The following is an 18,445-nucleotide window of genomic DNA, read 5'->3' as shown; positions in this document are numbered from 1 at the left end:
GTTACCGCTCCTGTTTCCTGAGCAGCGCCACGCTCAATGCAATGAGCACCGGTATGGCCAAGGCAAGCGGGGTGAACGCAGGGCCCATGTCTGCGAAGCCGAGAGCCTTTGAGAATGTGCCGCGGCTGATGGTCAGAAAATGCGTGGTCGGATAGATCTGCCCAACCCATGCTGCCGGACCTTCCAGCGAGGATATCGGGTTGAGCATTCCAGAAAACTGTGCCGCTGGCAGCATCGTTCCGATGGCAGTGCCCAAAATGGCGGCCATCTGCGTCCTGAGGAAAGTCGACATCAGCAGACCTATGGCGGTCGCCGTGGTGACATACAGAAGCGCAGCGGTTGACAGTGCGGCAAAGCTGCCCGTGAACGGCACGCCGAACACCGCCACCGCAAATGCCCATAGCAGCAGGAAGTTGAACATCGCCAGTGCGATGTAAGGAAGCTGCTTGCCGAGAAGAAATTCAAGTCGGCTGACTGGGGTGACATAGAAATTGATGATGGACCCCAGTTCTTTTTCCCGCACGACGCTCAGCGACGTGAGCATCGCAGGGATCATCAGAAGCAGCAGGGGAATCACTGCGGGGACCATTGCAACGAGGCTTTTGACGTCGGGGTTGTAACGAAATCGCGTTTCAATTCCGGCTGCGCCACTGGGAAGCGCCAGACCGAGTGCGCGTTTGGCATACTCGACGAGCCATGCGGCGTGCAAGGCTTGGATATAGCCATCAATCGTCTCTGCGCGCGTGGGCATGGCCGCGTCGATCCAGGCGCCAATCTCCGCATGCTGACCGCGCTGGATGTCGCGGGCGAAGTTTGGCGGAATTTCAATCGCAAGACTCAGTTCGCCGCTTCGCATGCGTTGGTCGAGCTGGCCATAATCCGTGATCGGCGCATGTTCGATGAAGTAGCGTGAGCCGGCCAGGTTGTGTGTGTATTCGTGGCTCAGGGCGGTCTGGTCGCGATCAAGGACGGCATATCGCAGGTTTTCGACGTCAAGGCTTATTCCATACCCCATGATGAAAAGCAGGATCACGCTCCCGGCCAGAGCCATGGTTGCGCGCAGCGGATCGCGTAGCAGCTCGAGCGCTTCGCGCCTGCTATAACTCAACAGGCGTATGCCGGCGCGCCGAAAGGCCGAGCGAGGGCGCATGCGTATCGTTGACGCCTGGCCCAAGGGGAAGACCGGCGTAGGAGCGGGTGGCGGACGTTCTGCGGCTGCTTCGACCTCGGTGATCCAGGCAACAAATGCTTGTTCGAGCGACGGTACAGCACGCTGCGCAATGAGCGCTTGCGGGGCGCCGGTGGCGAGAACGCGCCCTGCATGCATGAGCGCCACCCGATCGCAGCGTGATGCCTCGTTCATCAGGTGTGTTGATACAAAAATCGTCACGCCATCAGTTCGAGCCAGGTCGATCATGTGCTGCCAGAAGACATCGCGCGCAATGGGATCGACCCCTGAGGTGGGCTCGTCCAGGATCAGCAGATCAGGCTTGTGGATAACGGCCACGGCCAGCGACAGGCGCTGGCGTATGCCCAGTGGAAGCTCTGTCGGATGTTTGTCCAGATCGGATTCAAGGCCGAATCGCGATGTTATTTCGGCGATTCTGTCGGGGCGAATCGCGGCGGGCACGCGAAAGAGTTTTGCGTGGAGTTCGAGATTCTGGCGAACCGTCAGTTCCGTGTACAGGGAAAACGCCTGGGTCATGTAGCCCACGCGCGCCCGGCCTTGCAGGTCCTTTGGGTCGGGCTCCTTGCCAAATACACGGACATTCCCGCTGCTGGCAGGCAACAATCCGGTGAGCATTTTCATTGTCGTCGACTTGCCGCATCCATTGGAGCCGATAAAGCCGAAGATTTCTCCGCGTTCAATGCGGAAATTGACTTGGTCGACGGCGACGAAATCACCAAAGGTGCGCGTGAGATCGGTCGCTTCGATCGCGTACTCAACCGTGGCTAATTGTTGCCTCGGTGGCAGCACGACAGTGTGATGTTGGCGGCGCTTTGGCTCCGGCAGCAAGTTGATGAATGCTTCCTCCAGCGTCTGCGCGGCTGCCTGGGTGCGCAAACTGGCGGGGGTCCCCGTGGCGATGGGCCGCCCGGCGTCCATCGCGACAAGCCATTCGAAGCGTGCCGCCTCATCCATATACGCGGTCGCCACCAGCACGCTCATTGCTGGACGGGAAACGCGAACGCGTTCGATCAAGGCCCAGAATTGCGCGCGTGAGAGTGGATCGACGCCGGTTGTGGGCTCGTCGAGGATGAGGAGATCGGGGTCGTGCAAAAGCGCACAGCACAAACCGAGCTTTTGCTTCATGCCTCCCGATAGCTTGCCCACGGCGCGGTCGGCGAACGGTGCAAGGCCGGTGGCTGCGAGGAGTTCGTGCATGCGTTGTTCACGCTCGGCTTTGCCGTATCCACGGAGCCGGCCAAAAAAGTCAAGGTTCTCAAATACCGACAAGGTTGGATACAGGTTCCGGCCTAGCCCTTGCGGCATGTATGCGATGCGCTCGCTGACGCCAGTGCGCTGATGCGCATTCGCCATATCGCAGCCAAGCACCTCGACATGGCCGCGCTGGATGACACGGGTTCCAGCAATCAGTGCGAGAAGACTCGATTTGCCAACGCCGTCGGGCCCGATCAGACCCACGATGCATCCTGCTGGAATGCTCAGGTCAACGTTGTCAAGAGCAAGGGCTGTACCGTATCGCAAACCGACACCGGTCAGGCTCGCGACCGGATGGGCGTGCGAGGTGGGAGCTGTGCTGGAGAGCGAGGTCGGTTTCACCGTGCCATTGAACTTTGGATGTCATCCGGCCAAGACACCGTTCGGTCCAGCCGTACATAGGCGATTCCAGGCATGCCGCTTTTCAACTGCGCCAAGCGCTTGTCCGCCCAGCGGGGGTCGATATGCGCCTTCACTCGAAACATCAGCTTCTGCCGCTCGCTTTGTGTTTCAACAGTCTTGGGAGTGAACTGCGCAACACTCGATACATATGAGATCGACGCAGGGACGACTTGCTGCGGCTGCGCATCGAGAACGATGCGCACCTCGTCCCCAAGGGCCACACGTCCGGCATCTTGCTCGGGAAGGAAGAAGGACATGTAAAGGTTGCCGATATCGAGGAGGCTCAGAATTTTGCCCCCACCGGGAAGGACTTCCCCAGGGTGGGAGATGATGTACTGGACTTGGCCATTGATCGGGGACTTGATCGTGCAGTCGTCGATTTCGACTTGAATGCGCTGCATGGACGCTTCTGCAGCGCGTGCGATGGAGCCGGTCTCAACGAGCTGGGAACGCGCAGCTTCGATGCCCGAGCGGGCGGCTGCAACCTGGGCTTGAGCGGCGCTTACGGCGCCGCGGAAACTGCCGACGCGCGCGCGATCGTCGTCGAGCTGCTGCTCGGCTACTCCTCCCATGCGAACCAGTGCCTGAGATCGCGCCAATCGCTGCTGGGCGGCGACGAGGTCACTTTCGCGCTGCACGACGCCAGCGCGGGCCACAGCAAGTTCGTTATCACGCAGAGCCAATTGGGCCTTTGCCGTCGTTATGGCGTTCTTTGCGCGCTCAATCTGGGCCTGGGCCTCGGCGCGCTGGGCGTCAAGCGGCGCAGTATCCATGCGGGCCAGGACCTCGCCGGCGCGCACCATCATGCCTTCGGTGACCCGGAGTTGTGAAAGACGCCCTGGCTGTCGTGTTGCCACATCAATCTCAATGGCCTCGAGTCTCCCGTTGCCTTTGGCCAGCGCATCCATCGGCTTGGGTCTTCCCAGGAAGTACCAGCCGTAAGCCGCTGCTGCCAAACCAAACACGATCAAGATGGAGATCAGTGCAATGCGACGCTTGGAAGAGGCCATATCGGTATCGCGTGTGTCAGGCTGGGCGCATTTATTCGAGGTCTTGCAAGATACTGTAGAGCCTAATGGGAGTGGCTGTATGCCACGCGAGACCACGTAGGCGGCTTGGCCGAAAAGCAGGGTCGGTCGATGCGTCCCTGCATTCAAGTGAATGGCGGGTGCCCGTAGGGCAAGTATGGGGAAGCTCCGCGGTGCTCATGCGGCGCGTGATGCTACCGGCGATTCGCGCCGGTAGCTTCCTGCCGCTGACCGCTTTGTTACGCCAATTGCTTCAAAGGCGAGGCAAGCACGGCTGCGCACATCTGGATCCAGCACGGCCACGCCGACTGGCAGGCGATTGAACTCAGGCGGGTGCTCGCAAATAGGGCTCAACACCTTGCGTGATCATTGCGCCCGCACCGTGATGGATGGAATCTTCAGATGGTGCATGAGTTCACGCAGAATCGTCAGGGTTGCAGCGAACTGGGTGCCTTGCGGCAAATCGTGCCCAAGCTGACGAAGGGCGGTGGCAACCAGGCGCTCGAACGTGCGCTCGACAGCGTCGAGTGTGAGCGTGATGCTTGCCCCGACGCCGACACCAGCGGCAACGGCTATGTCGCGCACGGCGGCGTCGTTCGTCAAGACAGTTGGTGCCAAAGCGAAGAGCGGCCTCGCCAGGCTGATTTCGTCTTCAATTTCAACGATGGCGGCTTCGATTTCTTCTGGCGCTGGCAGCTCGCGCTTGAAATATGCGTTGGCGATTTTTCTCGAGCCGATCTCCAGCGACCATGTCGCTTGCGGCTGGCTACCCTGTCCGACGGCAATCACCGTGCGGTTCGCGCCGATATGAAGCACAGCGATTGTCTGGCCGCTGGCAAAGTCAGCGCGCAACACTGAGTACCGATAATGGATTTCATCGGGCGCACGCTCGGCACTGTGAGACTGGGCATGGCTGCGCATCAGTGGGGCTCCTTGGGGACGCGCGCCGCGCAAATCACGGTGTACAGTGCACCGTGCGCGAGCGTTGGTGCACGCGTGATCGCGAAAAGGCGCCTTGCGATTGCTGCCGCCCGGTCAGGAGCGGACCTTCTGCGCAGGCTTGAGCGCCATGGCTCCGTCGCCCAGAAGATACAGCGCAACAAGGCCGACGGTCCAGAAAGCAGGGTACTCCCAGCCGCCGCCCTTGTTGGTGAACAGCCAGCCGTTGGCCCCATGCACAAGGACAATCGTGCCAAGCATTTCGGCAGCCAGGGGTAGGGCGACCCAGGGCGCATAAATGCCAAGGATGAGTGCAACACCGCCAAAGAATTCGAGTGCAATCACGAGGTAAGCCAGAATTGGAGGCAGCCCGAGCGAGCCGAAGAATCCGACAAATCCTGGCACGGTAAAGACAAACACTTTGAGGGCGACGTGCGCCAGGAACATGATGCCAAGGCTCACGCGCAGAAGCAGCGCAGCATACGGGGCGGTTGATGTTTTAATCATGAAGGTCTCCGGTGGGACTTGAGTGGCAAGAGCATTGGGCGCGATTGAAGTGGCTAATTGCCGCTAGACAGGGCGGTGCTTCAAGCGAAGAGCTTTTTCGCAATTGTTGCAACGTGCTGACCTTGGTACTTGGCGACGGCCAGTTCATTCGCGCTCGGCATCCGGCTTCCATCACCTTTGCTTAGAGTGGACGCTCCATATGGCGTTCCGCCCGTGATTTCATACATATTCGTGAGGTGTGTGCAGGCATAAGGCACACCAATCACAACCATGCCGTGATGGAACAAGGTGGTATGAAATGACGTAATCGTGGTTTCCTGGCCGCCATGTTGGGTTGCCGTACTCACAAACACGCTGCCAACTTTGCCGACAAGTTTGCCCTGCTGCCACAGGCTGCCTGTCTGGTCGAGAAAATTGCGCATCTGTCCGCACATATTGCCAAACCGGGTGGGCGTACCAAAGATGATGGCGTCATAATCAGCCAATTCCTCGGGTTTGGCAATTGGCGCCGCCTGATCCGTTTTTGCATGGATGGCTGCCGCTGTCTCTGCGGGCATGGTGTCAGGCACGCGCTTGATCGTCACTTCGACGCCTGGCACCGATCTTGCACCCTCGGCCACCTCCTGCGCCATACGCTCGACATGTCCCCAAGTGCTGTAATAAAGAACAAGAACCTTAGTCATGCAAAAACCTCCTTAGGAATGGGTGGATCAAACGTGAACGGGCCGTGCAAGGGGGCACCTTCAAGCGCATCGGCATCGGGCTAATCACAGTTTTTTTGGTGCCGCGCTTGGGCTAGCGCCGCCAGCGTCGCCAAGTCGGCGCATCGGAGCCGGGTTCTGGAGGCGTTCGATCAGCAGTGTGATGATTTCGGCGTTGGCTTCGTGACCGGCTAGCGGCAGGATGTCCGCCGTGACGTCGCCGCCGAGTGCGGCGATGTGTTCGGCGGCCTCAAGAGTCCGCGTGTAAGGCATCACCAAGTCGCGCTTGCCGTGGAAAAAATGGACAACTGTGCCAGGGGCAGATTCCGTCGGGAGTTGGGCGAAGCGACCAGCAATGGCTGCTACGCGCCCTGAGAGAGGGCTGGCGTTGCGTGTTGATTCGAGCGCCATGATGGCGCCTTGTGAAAAACCAATGAGGACGGTTCGCGCGACGTCCACGTGTGCCTCCTTTCGCCACGCCTGTACGGTTTGCACAAAGGCTGGCATGGCCTCGCGAACGCGCTGCACCCGGTTATCTTCGGTGACGTCGCGAACGGAGAACCACTGAAATCCACTGCCGAAGTCAGAGAGGTAGGGTGCCTGCACGCTCACGATGAAGGCTCTGGGGAAGGCGGTTGACAACCGGTGCCCCATTGGCACGAGGTCCTGCGCGTTCGAGCCAACGCCGTGGAACAGGAGGAAAAGTTGTTCGGCCTGGCTTTCAGGACGTGCAACAGTGATGGAGTTTGACATGTGGGAAATCCTGACGCGCGTGAAGAGGGTGCAATGGCAATGCGAGCGAGATCAGGCAAACGTCCACGCATCCATACTCAGCATGCCGTAATGCACGCCGCCGGCGTGGTGATGAGCCTTGCGCTCGGGGCCGGCAGCGCCAAGGCACCAGAAGAGGGGGAGGAGGTGCTCATCGGTGGGGTGTGCACGCGTAGCGTGCGGTGCGAGGCGACGGTAGTCAAGCAGGGCTGCAGTGTCACCACGATCAATGGCTTGGCGCATCCAGTCGACAAATTCCAGAACATAGGGCTCGGGCTGGTCGCTGGTTGCCGCGCGCGGATGAAATTCGTGAAGGTTGTGGGTCAGGCTACCGGTACCCAGCAACAGGACCCCTTCGTCAGCAAGTGGAGCCACGGCCTGGCCGAGGTGATATGCACGGGCTGCATCAAGGGGCCATGGCATGGCCAAGGGGACGACCGGTATATCAGCTTGCGGGAACAACAGCCGCAGTGGAACCCATGTGCCATGCTCCAACCCTCGGTCTGGGTCAAGTGCAGATCGCCAGCCTGCGGCCTCGAGCATGGACGTGACGCGCTGTGCAAGATCAGGACTGCCAGGAGCCGGATAGCGCAGCTCGTTCAAGGCAGGGTCGAAGCCGCCGAAATCATGGATCGTGGGAGGCCTCAGGCTTGAGCCAACGGCCGTGATGCGTGCCATCCAGTGCGGCGAGAACGAAAGGATGGCGGCGGGTCTCGCTAATTGCGTTCCAAGCGCTTGCAGCATGGGCGCAGCTGTGCCCGGCTCCAACGGGAGCATTGGCGAGCCATGGGACACAAAAAGAGTCGGCTGTCGAGGCATGGTGACGCCTTCATTTATGCAAATAGTGGGGAGGGTTCTTGAAGAAATGCCCGGGACAACAAAGAGCCGCGCATCATGATCTCAAAACAGTGCAGTGCTAAAGCGCAGGGAGTTCATTCGGTTGGCGTCCTTCGCAGCAACAGCCTCTCGACCGCACCGTCGGAAAAGTCACAGTGCACTGGGCAGAAGGTCATCATATGGGCCCGCTGTGTGCAATTGGCCCATGGCCTGTGCAGCAGTGAAAGAACCTTTTTCGTCATGGAGTCGGGCACTTGGCTTTGAAGGCTCTGAGAAGCGTGACCATCAACTTAGATGGATGCTGGCCATAATAGTTTGTATTAGAACTAATGTGGCGAGAGGGGTTATCGTTGCAGGCGATGTCGCGTGAGAACAGAAAAACAAGGCGTCAGTACGTCGCCAGGATCGCAATCACGCCATGAACAAATGCCCGCGCATTCCCCTTCCTCGCCCGGCCCGACGCACAGCGTCGCTCAGGCGAAGCCGACCGGGCAGGAGGGGGTCAAGCGGGCGGGTTTCGCTTGTTGTTCCTCTCCAGGCTGGATAAAATACCAGTATGCAACGGCGCAAAGTCACGCTCAAGCTGTATCCCAATGCCGCGCAAGCTGCGCGGCTTGAGGCTTGGACGCGGCTGCACTGCGAGTTGTACAACGCGGCGCTGGAAGAACGCATCGACGCCTGGCGCAAGGCGGGCAAATCCATCAGCTATTACGCGCAGCAAAACGCATTGCCGCAGATCAAGGCCGATCGGCCCGAGCTCAACGAACTCGGCAGCCACGCCTTGCAGCAGACGCTGCGGCGGCTGGATCTCGCCTTCCAGTCGTTCTTTCGCCGGGTCAAAGCTGGTCAAACGCCTGGATTCCCGCGGTTCAAGGCCGCGAAGCGGTTCGCGGGCTTTGCCTATCCCGACCCGGCTGGCTGGAAGCTGATGCAGCACGGCGGCCGTGGTGCGACGCTGCGCATTGGCAGTGGAGACACGGCCCTGTCCATCCGGGCGTGCGGGCTGCACCGCTTCGGGGTTGAGGCCAAACCCAACGACATCACCCTCACGCGCAAAGGTGGTGGGTGGTTCGTATCGGTGACGCTGCGCGTGCCCGACGCGGCCTGTGCGCGCGAGCGCACCGCCGACATGCGGCGTGGCGTGGATTTCGGGATCAGCGACTGGGCGACGTTCGATGATGGACGGACCATCGATAACCCGCGCTGGGTGCGCGAGGAACTGCCGCGCCTTGCCGCGCTGCAGCGGCAGCGCGCCAGGAAGAAGAACGGATCGTTGCGCTTCAAACGGCTCGGGCGTCGCATCGCACAACTGCACGACCGGATTTCCAATCTGCGCCGGGACTTCGTGCACAAGGAAACAACCAGGATGGTGCGGCAATGCGCCGTCCTGGCCACCGAACAACTCGCACCGAAGAACATGAGCCGCAGCACACGCGGCACGGTGGAGACACCGGGCCGTCGCGTGCGGCAGAAGGCCGGACTCAACCGGGAGATTCTCTCGGCGGGGTTCGGCATGGCGCATCCGATGCTCGCGTACAAAGCGGAAGAAGCTGGTACGCGACTGCACCTGAGCAACACGCGCCAGCTCAAACCGTCGCAGCGCTGCGCAGCGTGCTGGGAGATTGTGCCCAAGACGCTGAGCCAACGCATGCATGTGTGCCCGTGCGGGCACACGGCGCCGCGCGACCAGAACAGCCCAATGGTGGTTCTCATCGACGCGCACAACACGCAGGACACGCCTGGGACGGGCGTGGCGGCGAGACCCAAACCTCTGCCCCGGCAACGGGGCAAGTCCAGGCCTGTGACCCGCGAAACCCCCGCTACAACGCCATGCGTTGAGCGGCGGGAGAGTTCATGGAAGCGGCCAACGAAACCAGGATTTGCAAATGCAACGCCCGTGCACGATCCCGACCGCCCTGGGTCGGGGATTTTGCGCGTGAGCCCCTCTCGGCCGCACCCCTTGGTGCGGATCTGCAACGCGAGAGTTCAGCGCCGTCAGCCAGTCGATGCTTGGCGCATACGACATGATGGCCGGGGAAGAGATGGAAATCGACAAGCCATTGAACGGCGTGCTTGAGCAGATAGCCCATCGTTGGGCCAACCGGTGGCAGCCGCATTGCCTTCAAGGCCTGGGCGGCCCGTCATGGCGCTACGGGCAATTTGCCCTTCAGGCGCACCTGTAGCTGGATGATCTATCGGCGCGTGCTTCATCCGCGCATCGCCATGCACCATCCCAATGATGGGGTATCCACCGTGAAGCGCCTTGTGCGCTTCGAAAGCGTCGCATGCGAGCAATGGACGCGCAATGCCCATTCAAACAAGGACAGGTTTTTCAGCGGGGCGTACGGTTGGGACATGGCACTGGAATAATGGGGTCCAAATTTCACGACTCGCGCCGATGCAAGGTCACCATGCAACATACAGCCGCGCAACAGCCTTCCAGCCTGCGCACAACTCTGCTCACATCGCCAGATCTCGAGTCACTTCGCGAGCAGGTGATGCGTGCGTTTGAGGCCACGTTTGATCGTTACGAGCAATTGTTCGAGGTCCTGCAATCGGAAGAGGCGTATTTCGTCAAACCGATTGCATTGCGCCATCCGTTGATCTTCTACTTTGGTCACACGGCAACGTTTTTCATGAACAAGCTGCTCCTCGCGGGGCTGATCAACGAGCGCATCGACCAACGGCTGGAATCGATGTTTGCCGTAGGTGTCGACGAGATGAGCTGGGACGATTTGGACGATGCACGATACGATTGGCCATCCGTGCAGCGCGTGCGCGACTACCGCCGCCAAGTCCGCGCAGTTGTGGGCGAGCTCATTCGCAGTTTGCCGTTGGCCGCTCCCATTGGCTGGGACAGTCCGTGGTGGGTCATTCTCATGGGCATCGAGCATGAGCGCATTCATCTCGAAACCTCCTCGGTGCTCATTCGGCAGCACAGCCTCAAGTATGTCCAGCCGCACTCTGCATGGCAACCATGCCAAATCAGTGGCACTGCGCCTGCAAACGCCTTGGTGGATGTGCCAGCGGGTCAATTTCGTCTCGGGCGTGACCATGCAAAGCCAGCTGTTTACGGCTGGGACAACGAGTTTGGCGTGCACGATGCGAGCACCGCGCCCTTCCAGGCTGCCCGTTATCTCGTGTCCAACCAGGAGTTTCTTGCGTTCGTCGAGGATGGTGGGTATGGCGACGACAGCCTTTGGAGTGAGGAGGGCGCTGCATGGAAGCGATTTGCCAACGCGCAGAACCCTACGTTCTGGGTGCGCGAAGGCAGCACATGGCGCCTGCGATTGATGTGCGAAGAAGTGTCCATGCCTTGGGACTGGCCGGTTGAGACCAATTGCCATGAGGCGCGCGCGTTTTGCCAATGGAAGACGCGCGAGACCGGAACGCCGCATCGACTGCCCACCGAGGACGAGTGGCATGCGATGCGCTTGGGGGCAGGCATTGGGGATTTACCGCAGCCCAGCCCAGCGCCTGCGAATATCGAACTCGATCATTGGGCTTCTTCTTGCCCCGTGACGCGATTCGCTCATGGGCCGTTTTACGATCTAATCGGCAATGTCTGGCAGTGGCTGGAGACCCCCACGTATCCGTATGCCGGTTTTGAGGTCCATCCCATCTATGATGACTTTACGACACCGACCTTCGATGATCGCCACAATCTGATGAAGGGGGGATCGTGGATTTCCTGCGGCAACGAGGCGTTGCCCATTTCCCGCTATGCATTTCGGCGACATTTTTTCCAGCATGCAGGATTTCGTTACGTGGTGAGCGCTGCACCGGCTGAAGTGCCACACTCGCACTATGAGACCGATCGGTCCGTTGCCGAGTACTGCGAATTCCACTTCGGTGATAGCTATTTCGGTGTGCCCAACTTTCCGCGAGCCCTAGCCGACTTGGCGATTCAGGCCATGGGCAGCCGTCCTGCGCAGAGGGCGCTCGATCTGGGTTGTGCAACCGGGCGCGCTAGCTTTGAGTTGGCAAGGCACTTCGACCGTGTGACGGGCATCGATTTCTCGGCGCGTTTCATCGGCGTGGGCACGCAGATGGCCGCACAGGGAAGGGTGCGCTACACCCTTGTGGACGAGGGCGAACTCGTTACCTATAAGGAGCGCTCGCTTGCTGATATCGGCTTGGACGACGTTGCGCACAAAGTGGAGTTCTTTCAGGGCGACGCTTGCAATCTCAAGGCCGTATTCACCGGGTATGACCTCATATTGGCGGCCAATCTTATAGACCGGCTGTACAGTCCGGCGCAGTTTCTGCGCACGGTGCACGAGCGTCTGAACCTGGGGGGTTTGCTGGTTATTGCGTCGCCCTACACATGGTTGCTGGAGCACACCAAGCGCGAGGAATGGATCGGGGGTTTTAAGAAAGATGGCGAGAGCTTCACGACCCTCGATGGTCTCAAGTTACTTCTGGAGCCCCATTTTCAACTCATGCGCGTTCCACTGCCTGTACCTTTTGTGATTCGCGAAACTCTGCGCAAGCACCAGCACACCCTGTCCGAAGTGACGATTTGGCAGCGTCTGTAGGCTCCCTATCGTGCTCCGGCCCGCAGGGATATTCGACAACATATCGAGGAGCTTTCATGCCATCCCCATCCCTGGAACAGCGCGTAAGCGGTGCGTTAATAGGAGCTTTCGTCGGCGATGCCCTTGCCTTGGGTCCGCATTGGTATTACGACCTTGACGCGCTTCACGCGGATTACGGATCCTGGATCACTGACTACACGGATCCGCGCCCCGACCGTTACCACGGCGGTCTCAAGGCCGGGCAATCGTCCCAAGCCGGCTGGCTGCTCGAGATGACGCTTCGCTCACTGGCCGAGTGCGGATCGTATGACGAAGCCGATTTTTGCCGACGGATGGACACGGAGCTATTTCCACTTCTTGACGGCACGCCAATGCAGGGACCCGGCGGATACACCAGCCAGTCCATCCGCGAGGCTTGGCGGCTGAGGGTGCAGCACGGCAGGCCATGGGGCGAGGTCGGCGGCTACGCCGACAACACCGAGGCGGCTGAGCGGACCTTGGCGATCGCTGTGCGCTACGCGCTGCAACCGGCGGCCCTGGCAGAGCACGTGGGGGGCAATACGTTGCTCACCCAAATCGATCCCACTGTTGGCGCCATGACCGTTGCGTTCGGTTCAGTGCTCGGCCTCCTGGTGCAGGGCAATGAACTTGACGCGGAAATCTCGGCGAAGCTGCTCCAGTTGGTACGCACCGGCCAATTGCCGTTCCATACGGTGACTGCAGCGGGCGAAGGTGTCGTGCCATCTGGGCCGGAGTCGGCTCGGCATCCAGGGCAGTTTGCGTCGCCCGATGCGCTGCTCACACCCTCAAACATTGCACGTGCCGCCGTCGATCCGGACATTCGCATCGAACCAGCGTGGAAAGTCTCCCTTGTGTATGGCATGCCCTGTGCGGTCTATCACCAGTTTCCGGCGGCCTACTACCTGGCTTCCCGTTTTAAACACGATTTCGATTCAGCCGTGCTGCATGCGGTCAATGGCGGCGGCCAGAACCAGGCGCGGGCTATGCTCACAGGCGCGCTATGTGGCGCAATGGTTGGCATTGGAGGCATTCCTCAGCGGTTCGTGGATGGGCTCGAGCGTGCGCCAGCGCGCCTGCGATTGGCGCAGACAGTCTCTGCGCAGATGCAGGCGCAAACAAGAGCGAGCTAGCGCGGATTGACACTCTGCGTGTTCGCCGCACGGCCCTCACACTCCAGACGCCATAGCGACTCCCATTTGATTTGAAGCAACACCTTTGCATACCCCTGTTGCAACCGACATGAATGCGGCGTAGATTGAATTCACCAGCATCAAAAACAAGGGGGTCACATTGCCGATACCAAAGGGAATTTCTTGACCGACCAACACGCTGCGGCGTGAAAAGCTTCCGCCCATGGAAGCCAGTCAGGCACTGCACAGACCATGCGTCTGTCAGTGCCTGAACTTTTTCGCAGTGCATGGCCCACCTACTGCTCAACAAGCATGGGGAACTCGAGGTCGGGCAGCAGATGGTCAGAACTGAACCGTTCAAAGGGGTGGCGCATTCAAACTCACACCACGAACTGTTCCATGAGAATTCGCTACGTTTTGACGTCGGCCTTGTTCTTTGCGATGGCCACGTCAGTGCATGCCACGACGTCCAGCCAGTTTGCCCACAACGTTAAGGAAGAGGCCTTTCATGCGGGCAAGGTCGTCGGCGGTGACGTTTCTCATACGGTCAGCATGGCTACCACGCTACGGTGCGTGCGGTGAAGAAGGTCAGCTAGTCCCGACAGGCGGGTTACTCACAACGATCCCTGTAACGCCGCAACTGCCGTAACAGCCGTAACAGCCGTAACAGCCGTAACAGCCGTAACAGCCTTGCAGCCCTACTTCGCTGCAGCTCTTTCAACCATCCAACGCCTCGCGTAGAGTGGGCTTTGCCTTCAGGGGCAACGCAGAATCGCTTTCGGCGGTTGCCGTTTTATTGCTTTCTTTCCAGTTTCCAGCCACTATTAAATAGGCGGAAAAGTGGAAACAGAGATCCCAGGCCGGGGAAGCGGGCCCCCGGCGATCATGGATTCCAGGACGTCATGGCTTAGGTCCCAGACGATCGTGGACCTTCCGGAGCTTCACGGACTTCGATCTCCAGGGCCTCCAAGAACGTTTCCAGGGGTGGGGCCTTTGCCCCAGGGTAAGGTTGCCCCAAGAATCTCACGCGCCCCTTGCCAACGGCGGCAAGCCTCCAACCGTTCAGCGCTCCAAGACTGTCCCAGGCAAGCACAGCGAATACGTCCCCTGCTGGAACGCCTAGAACTGCACGGAGCACCATAATCCGCTCAGGACTCATTGACCCCCTCCAGCCTTCTGTCGCGTGCGCCCTCGCGGCCGAAGGCGCTGATGCTTGCAGGCAAACTGCTGGTCCGGGCCGTCAACCCAGCGTGGCACCGCGAATGGCATAGTGATGGCTTCAATCGCCGAAGACCGCATGCGCAGTGGAATCGCCCTTGTGAAAAACCTTCTGGCGGACGTGTCAGTCGCTGCTCGATCTGTCCGAGCACCCAGCCTCGGTAGCCTTGAATATTTAGCGCTCTTTGATGCATCTGTCGGAGCATATCGAACGCATCCCTGCCTCTTTGCGCGGCCCTGCGGCATCGCGCCAAGGCATCTCGGCGGGTGGTGAGTTTGAGGCTGCGAACGACCTCACGCAGGCCCAGGATCGGCCTGAGGTCGGACGGGATGTTCAGGCGGAATGCGAACCCAGCGCGTCGTTGGATAAGATGAGCAGACCCGGGCATTTTTGGAGCAGTCTTTTGGAGCAGATTTGGGGCAAAACATCTGCACTGCTACCTAAAGAACTCGCCAGCCCGCATGAATGCAGGGACTGGCGGAGACGGAGGGATTCGAACCCTCGATGCGCTTTTGGCACATACTCCCTTAGCAGGGGAGCACCTTCGGCCACTCGGTCACGTCTCCGGGATATGGCATAGCTGGAACAAGCAGCTGGCCGCAGCTCAGCTTTAAATTATCGCATAACCCCTAGCGCCCCACTATTGCCATGATCTGGATTGATACCCACGCTCACCTCGACGCCGCGGAATTCGGGCACTCCCGCAGGGACGTGCAGGCCCGGTCGCTTGAAGCCGGCGTGCGGTGTATCGTGATTCCAGCCGTGGAGCCAGGAAACTTCGGCGCGGTGCGCGCGCTGGCGCATGCCAGCTCCAACGTCTATGCGCTCGGTGTGCATCCGTTGTTTGTCGACAAGACCAGCGAGAGCGACCTTGACGCCTTGCGCGTACGCGTGCAGGACGCAATGGCCGACTCCCAGTTTGTGGCGATCGGCGAGATTGGGCTTGATTTTTTCGTGCCGAATGTGGACCGTGCACGCCAGATCTGGTGGTACGAAGGTCAATTGCGTATTGCGCGCGAATTCGGCCTCCCGGTACTGCTGCATGTGCGCAAATCGCAGGATGCCCTACTAGCGAGCCTGCGCCGGTTGGGCTGGGCGAACGCGGATCTCGGGGGGATTGCACATGCGTTTAACGGCAGTCGCCAGCAGGCGGATGGATTCATTGCGCAGGGACTTCGGCTGGGCTTCGGCGGGGCCATGACTTTTGAACGAGCGCGCAACATCCGTAGCCTTGCCGCAAACCTGCCTCAAGGGTGTCTAGTGCTCGAAACCGATGCCCCGGACATCCCACCTGAGTGGTTAGTGCGCCAAAATCCGCCATCGTTTAACGAACCTGCGCAATTGCCGCGCATCGCCCAGACCCTTTGTTCCCTGCGAGGCTGGACGCCAAGTCAGGCGGCGACTATTACGACAGCAAACGCGCGCGCGGCCTTGCCACGACTCGCGGCGTGGCTGGATGCCCAAGGCAACGGGCAGAGGTGATTCCCGTCAAGGGTCAAGAAGAGCAGGCTGTGACGACGCAGGCAGGCTCACGCCCGTGAGGAGGGGAGCACTTCAGCGCCGGTATTCCCCATATCGTGAAAAAATCTCGCCCGAAGGATCCATGCGTCGGCGTGATGCGGGGGCTGGCAGGCTCCCCTGCGAACACTGTGTCGGAGTGCAAAGAGTCGGAACCGCTCGCGTGGGGTAGGCTGCGGCGACGACAGGACGCGGCCGCGCGCAAACCGCACATGCCCTTGAAAATCCAAGCTGCGTCCCCATTTATTGAGAGTTTTTGGCAAGCGCAGCATCCCATCTATTTGCACAGCATATTCTCGAAAACAAAGCCATGAGCACTGACACGACGACCCCATCAACCACCACTGCCAGCCACACGCACGCTTTTCAGGCTGAGGTTAAACAACTCCTGCATCTGGTTGCGCATTCACTGTATTCGAACCGCGACATCTTCCTGCGTGAACTTGTTTCGAACGCATCCGATGCCTGCGACAAGTTGCGCTATGTCGCGATGGATGACGAAGCCGTTTGGGAGGGCATGAGCACGCTGCACATTCGCGTGGACTTCGATCCCAAAGCGCGCACGATTACCGTCACTGACAATGGCATTGGCCTATCCATTCAAGACGCCATTGACCACTTGGGCACGATCGCCAAGTCAGGTACACGTGAGTTCATGCAGCAAATTGGCCAGGAGCGCAAGGCAGACGCCAATCTGATCGGTCAGTTCGGCGTGGGCTTCTACTCGGGCTTCATCGTGGCTGACCGCATTACAGTGGAAAGCAGGCGTGCCGGACTGCCGGCCGACCAAGGCGTGCGTTGGGCTTCCGACGGCACTGGTGATTTCAGCGTTGAGCATATCCACCGCGAGACACGTGGAACGGACGTGATCTTGCATCTGCGCGAGGACACGGAGGAGCAACAGTTCAGTGACTTGCTCTCCGGGTGGAAGCTCAAGGGCATTATCAGCCGCTATTCCGATCACATCTCTCTACCGATCGAAATGCGCAAGCGTGAGTGGAGCGATGAGCAGAAAGAGGAGGTCGTGACCGACGCATGGGAGCAGGTGAACAAGGCCGCAGCGCTTTGGGCACGCCCGAAGGCCGAGATATCCGACGACCAATACATCGACTTCTACAAGCAGATCGCTCACGATAGCGAGGCCCCATTGGCCTGGACGCACAACCGGGTGGAAGGCCGCAGCGAGTACGCACAGCTGCTCTATATCCCAGCCAAGGCGCCATTCGACCTGTGGAACCGTGAGCACAGCGCAGGGGTCAAGCTTTACGTCAAACGCGTGTTCATCCTCGACGACGCCACCAGTTTGCTGCCTACGTACCTGCGCTTTGTTCGCGGGGTCGTCGATAGTGCAGACCTGCCACTCAACGTTTCTCGTGAATTGCTGCAGGAAAGTCGCGACATCCGCGCCATCCGGGAGGGCAGCACGAAACGCGTTCTATCCATGCTCGAAGAGATGGCAAACAGTGATGAGGCCGTGCAGCGCGAAAAGTATGGAACGTTCTGGCAGGAGTTTGGCCAGGTCATGAAAGAGGGCGTCGGCGAGGACTTCGCCAATCGTGAACGGTTGGCAAAATTGTTGCGATTTGCCTCCACCTCGAATGAGTCCGATGCGCAGACTGTTAGCTTGGCCGACTACGTCGCGCGCATGAAACCTGAGCAAACAGCGATTTACTACATCACCGCGGATTCAATCCGCGCCGCGCGCTCCAGCCCGCAGCTCGAGGTGTTCAAACGCAAGGGCGTTGAGGTCTTGCTGCTGACCGACCGCGTCGACGAATGGATGCTGGGCAGCTTGCATGAATTTGAGGGCAAGCCTCTGAAGTCCGTTGCGCGTGGCGGTGCTGATCTTGGCGGGTTGCAGGACGCAGAAGAGAAGAAGCAGGCTGAGGAGGCTGCAGAATCTTACAAAGACCTGCTCGATCGGATGAAGACTGCGCTTGAAGGCGTGGCAAAGGATGTGCGCATCAGCACCCGGTTGGTCGAGTCTCCTGCCTGCCTGGTGGCGGACGAGGGCGATGTCAGTGGACACTTGGCCCGGCTTCTGCGGCAAGCGGGCAGGAAGTGCCTAAATCCCATCCCATCCTGGAAATCAACCCTGGGCATGCATTGGTGCAGCGCCTGCAGGCGGAGCTCGACCGCGGAGACAGCGCGCACCCGGGTGCGTTCACCGATTTGGCGCACATCCTGTTCGATCAGGCGGTGCTGGCCGAGGGCGGAATGCCCGACAACCCTGCTGCGTATGTGCAGCGCGTCAACCAGTGGCTGCTGCGAGCCGCGTAAGGGCAGGCCGCTGGCATTTGGGGCCAGAATCGTGACGTGATTGCCGCGATCAGCGCCAAAGAAGTGCTTCGTGGTGACTGCCAGGCTTTGGGGTGGAGGACCTTGGGCCTT

The 18,445-nt window shown here is 59.9% G+C and carries 13 protein-coding genes, 1 tRNA gene and 1 pseudogene; 5 read left to right on the top strand and 10 right to left on the bottom strand.

Annotated elements, in window-relative coordinates; genetic code table 11:
- Position 1: 1 nt before the first annotated feature.
- The 7 genes from rbbA to CD04_RS0114465 form a co-directional block, all read right to left on the bottom strand.
- Entirely contained in the window at positions 2-2,785 is a 2,784-nt protein-coding gene (gene rbbA / locus CD04_RS0114495) for a ribosome-associated ATPase/putative transporter RbbA (RefSeq protein WP_031407995.1), read from the bottom strand.
- Positions 2,782-3,855, bottom strand: a complete 1,074-nt coding sequence (locus tag CD04_RS0114490; RefSeq protein ID WP_031407993.1) for an HlyD family secretion protein — start codon at positions 3,853-3,855, stop codon at positions 2,782-2,784. The genes rbbA and CD04_RS0114490 overlap by 4 nt, the downstream gene beginning before the upstream one ends.
- 384 nt (positions 3,856-4,239) lie before the next feature.
- Positions 4,240-4,794, bottom strand: a complete 555-nt coding sequence (locus CD04_RS0114485) for a hypothetical protein (RefSeq protein WP_051849318.1) — start codon at positions 4,792-4,794, stop codon at positions 4,240-4,242.
- Between the two features lie 114 nt (positions 4,795-4,908).
- Entirely contained in the window at positions 4,909-5,319 is a 411-nt protein-coding gene (locus CD04_RS0114480) for a DoxX family protein (protein WP_031407989.1), read from the bottom strand.
- An 80-nt stretch (positions 5,320-5,399) separates the two neighbouring features.
- Entirely contained in the window at positions 5,400-6,002 is a 603-nt protein-coding gene (wrbA, locus tag CD04_RS0114475) for an NAD(P)H:quinone oxidoreductase (RefSeq protein ID WP_031407987.1), read from the bottom strand.
- Positions 6,003-6,086: 84 nt separating this feature from the next.
- A complete protein-coding gene (gene ypfH / locus CD04_RS0114470) occupies positions 6,087-6,773 on the bottom strand; it encodes an esterase (RefSeq protein WP_081858029.1) in 687 nt (228 codons plus the stop codon).
- A 51-nt stretch (positions 6,774-6,824) separates the two neighbouring features.
- Entirely contained in the window at positions 6,825-7,610 is a 786-nt protein-coding gene (locus CD04_RS0114465; RefSeq protein ID WP_031407982.1) for a dioxygenase, read from the bottom strand.
- Positions 7,611-8,184: 574 nt separating this feature from the next.
- Here CD04_RS0114465 and CD04_RS0114460 point away from each other — a divergent pair.
- The 3 genes from CD04_RS0114460 to CD04_RS0114445 all read left to right on the top strand — a co-directional run bounded on the left by CD04_RS0114460 (position 8,185) and on the right by CD04_RS0114445 (position 13,317).
- A complete protein-coding gene (locus CD04_RS0114460) occupies positions 8,185-9,705 on the top strand; it encodes a transposase (protein WP_231480648.1) in 1,521 nt (506 codons plus the stop codon).
- A 334-nt stretch (positions 9,706-10,039) separates the two neighbouring features.
- Positions 10,040-12,166, top strand: a complete 2,127-nt coding sequence (gene ovoA / locus CD04_RS0114450; RefSeq protein WP_051849492.1) for a 5-histidylcysteine sulfoxide synthase — start codon at positions 10,040-10,042, stop codon at positions 12,164-12,166.
- A 56-nt stretch (positions 12,167-12,222) separates the two neighbouring features.
- A complete protein-coding gene (locus CD04_RS0114445) occupies positions 12,223-13,317 on the top strand; it encodes an ADP-ribosylglycohydrolase family protein (protein ID WP_031407974.1) in 1,095 nt (364 codons plus the stop codon).
- Between the two features lie 36 nt (positions 13,318-13,353).
- Here CD04_RS0114445 and CD04_RS0114440 read toward each other — a convergent pair whose 3' ends face one another.
- The 3 genes from CD04_RS0114440 to CD04_RS0114430 form a co-directional block, all read right to left on the bottom strand.
- A complete protein-coding gene (locus CD04_RS0114440) occupies positions 13,354-13,542 on the bottom strand; it encodes a hypothetical protein (protein ID WP_031407972.1) in 189 nt (62 codons plus the stop codon).
- Between the two features lie 923 nt (positions 13,543-14,465).
- Entirely contained in the window at positions 14,466-14,924 is a 459-nt protein-coding gene (locus CD04_RS25320) for a DUF6538 domain-containing protein (RefSeq protein WP_369792840.1), read from the bottom strand.
- Positions 14,925-15,011: 87 nt separating this feature from the next.
- Positions 15,012-15,102 (bottom strand) — tRNA-Ser (locus tag CD04_RS0114430).
- 85 nt (positions 15,103-15,187) lie between these two features.
- Here CD04_RS0114430 and CD04_RS0114425 point away from each other — a divergent pair.
- Together CD04_RS0114425 and htpG are read left to right on the top strand one after the other, a co-directional pair.
- Positions 15,188-16,018: a TatD family hydrolase gene (locus CD04_RS0114425; protein WP_031407968.1), complete on the top strand. Its 831-nt coding sequence runs from the start codon at positions 15,188-15,190 to the stop codon at positions 16,016-16,018.
- Positions 16,019-16,364: 346 nt separating this feature from the next.
- Positions 16,365-18,334, top strand: a pseudogene (gene htpG, locus CD04_RS22035) (molecular chaperone HtpG).
- Positions 18,335-18,445 lie beyond the last annotated feature (111 nt).

Origin of the sequence: Thiomonas sp. FB-Cd, assembly GCF_000733775.1 — a bacterium.
GTDB lineage: Bacteria > Pseudomonadota > Gammaproteobacteria > Burkholderiales > Burkholderiaceae_C > Thiomonas_A.
This window is presented reverse-complemented; position numbering and strand designations above follow the sequence as displayed.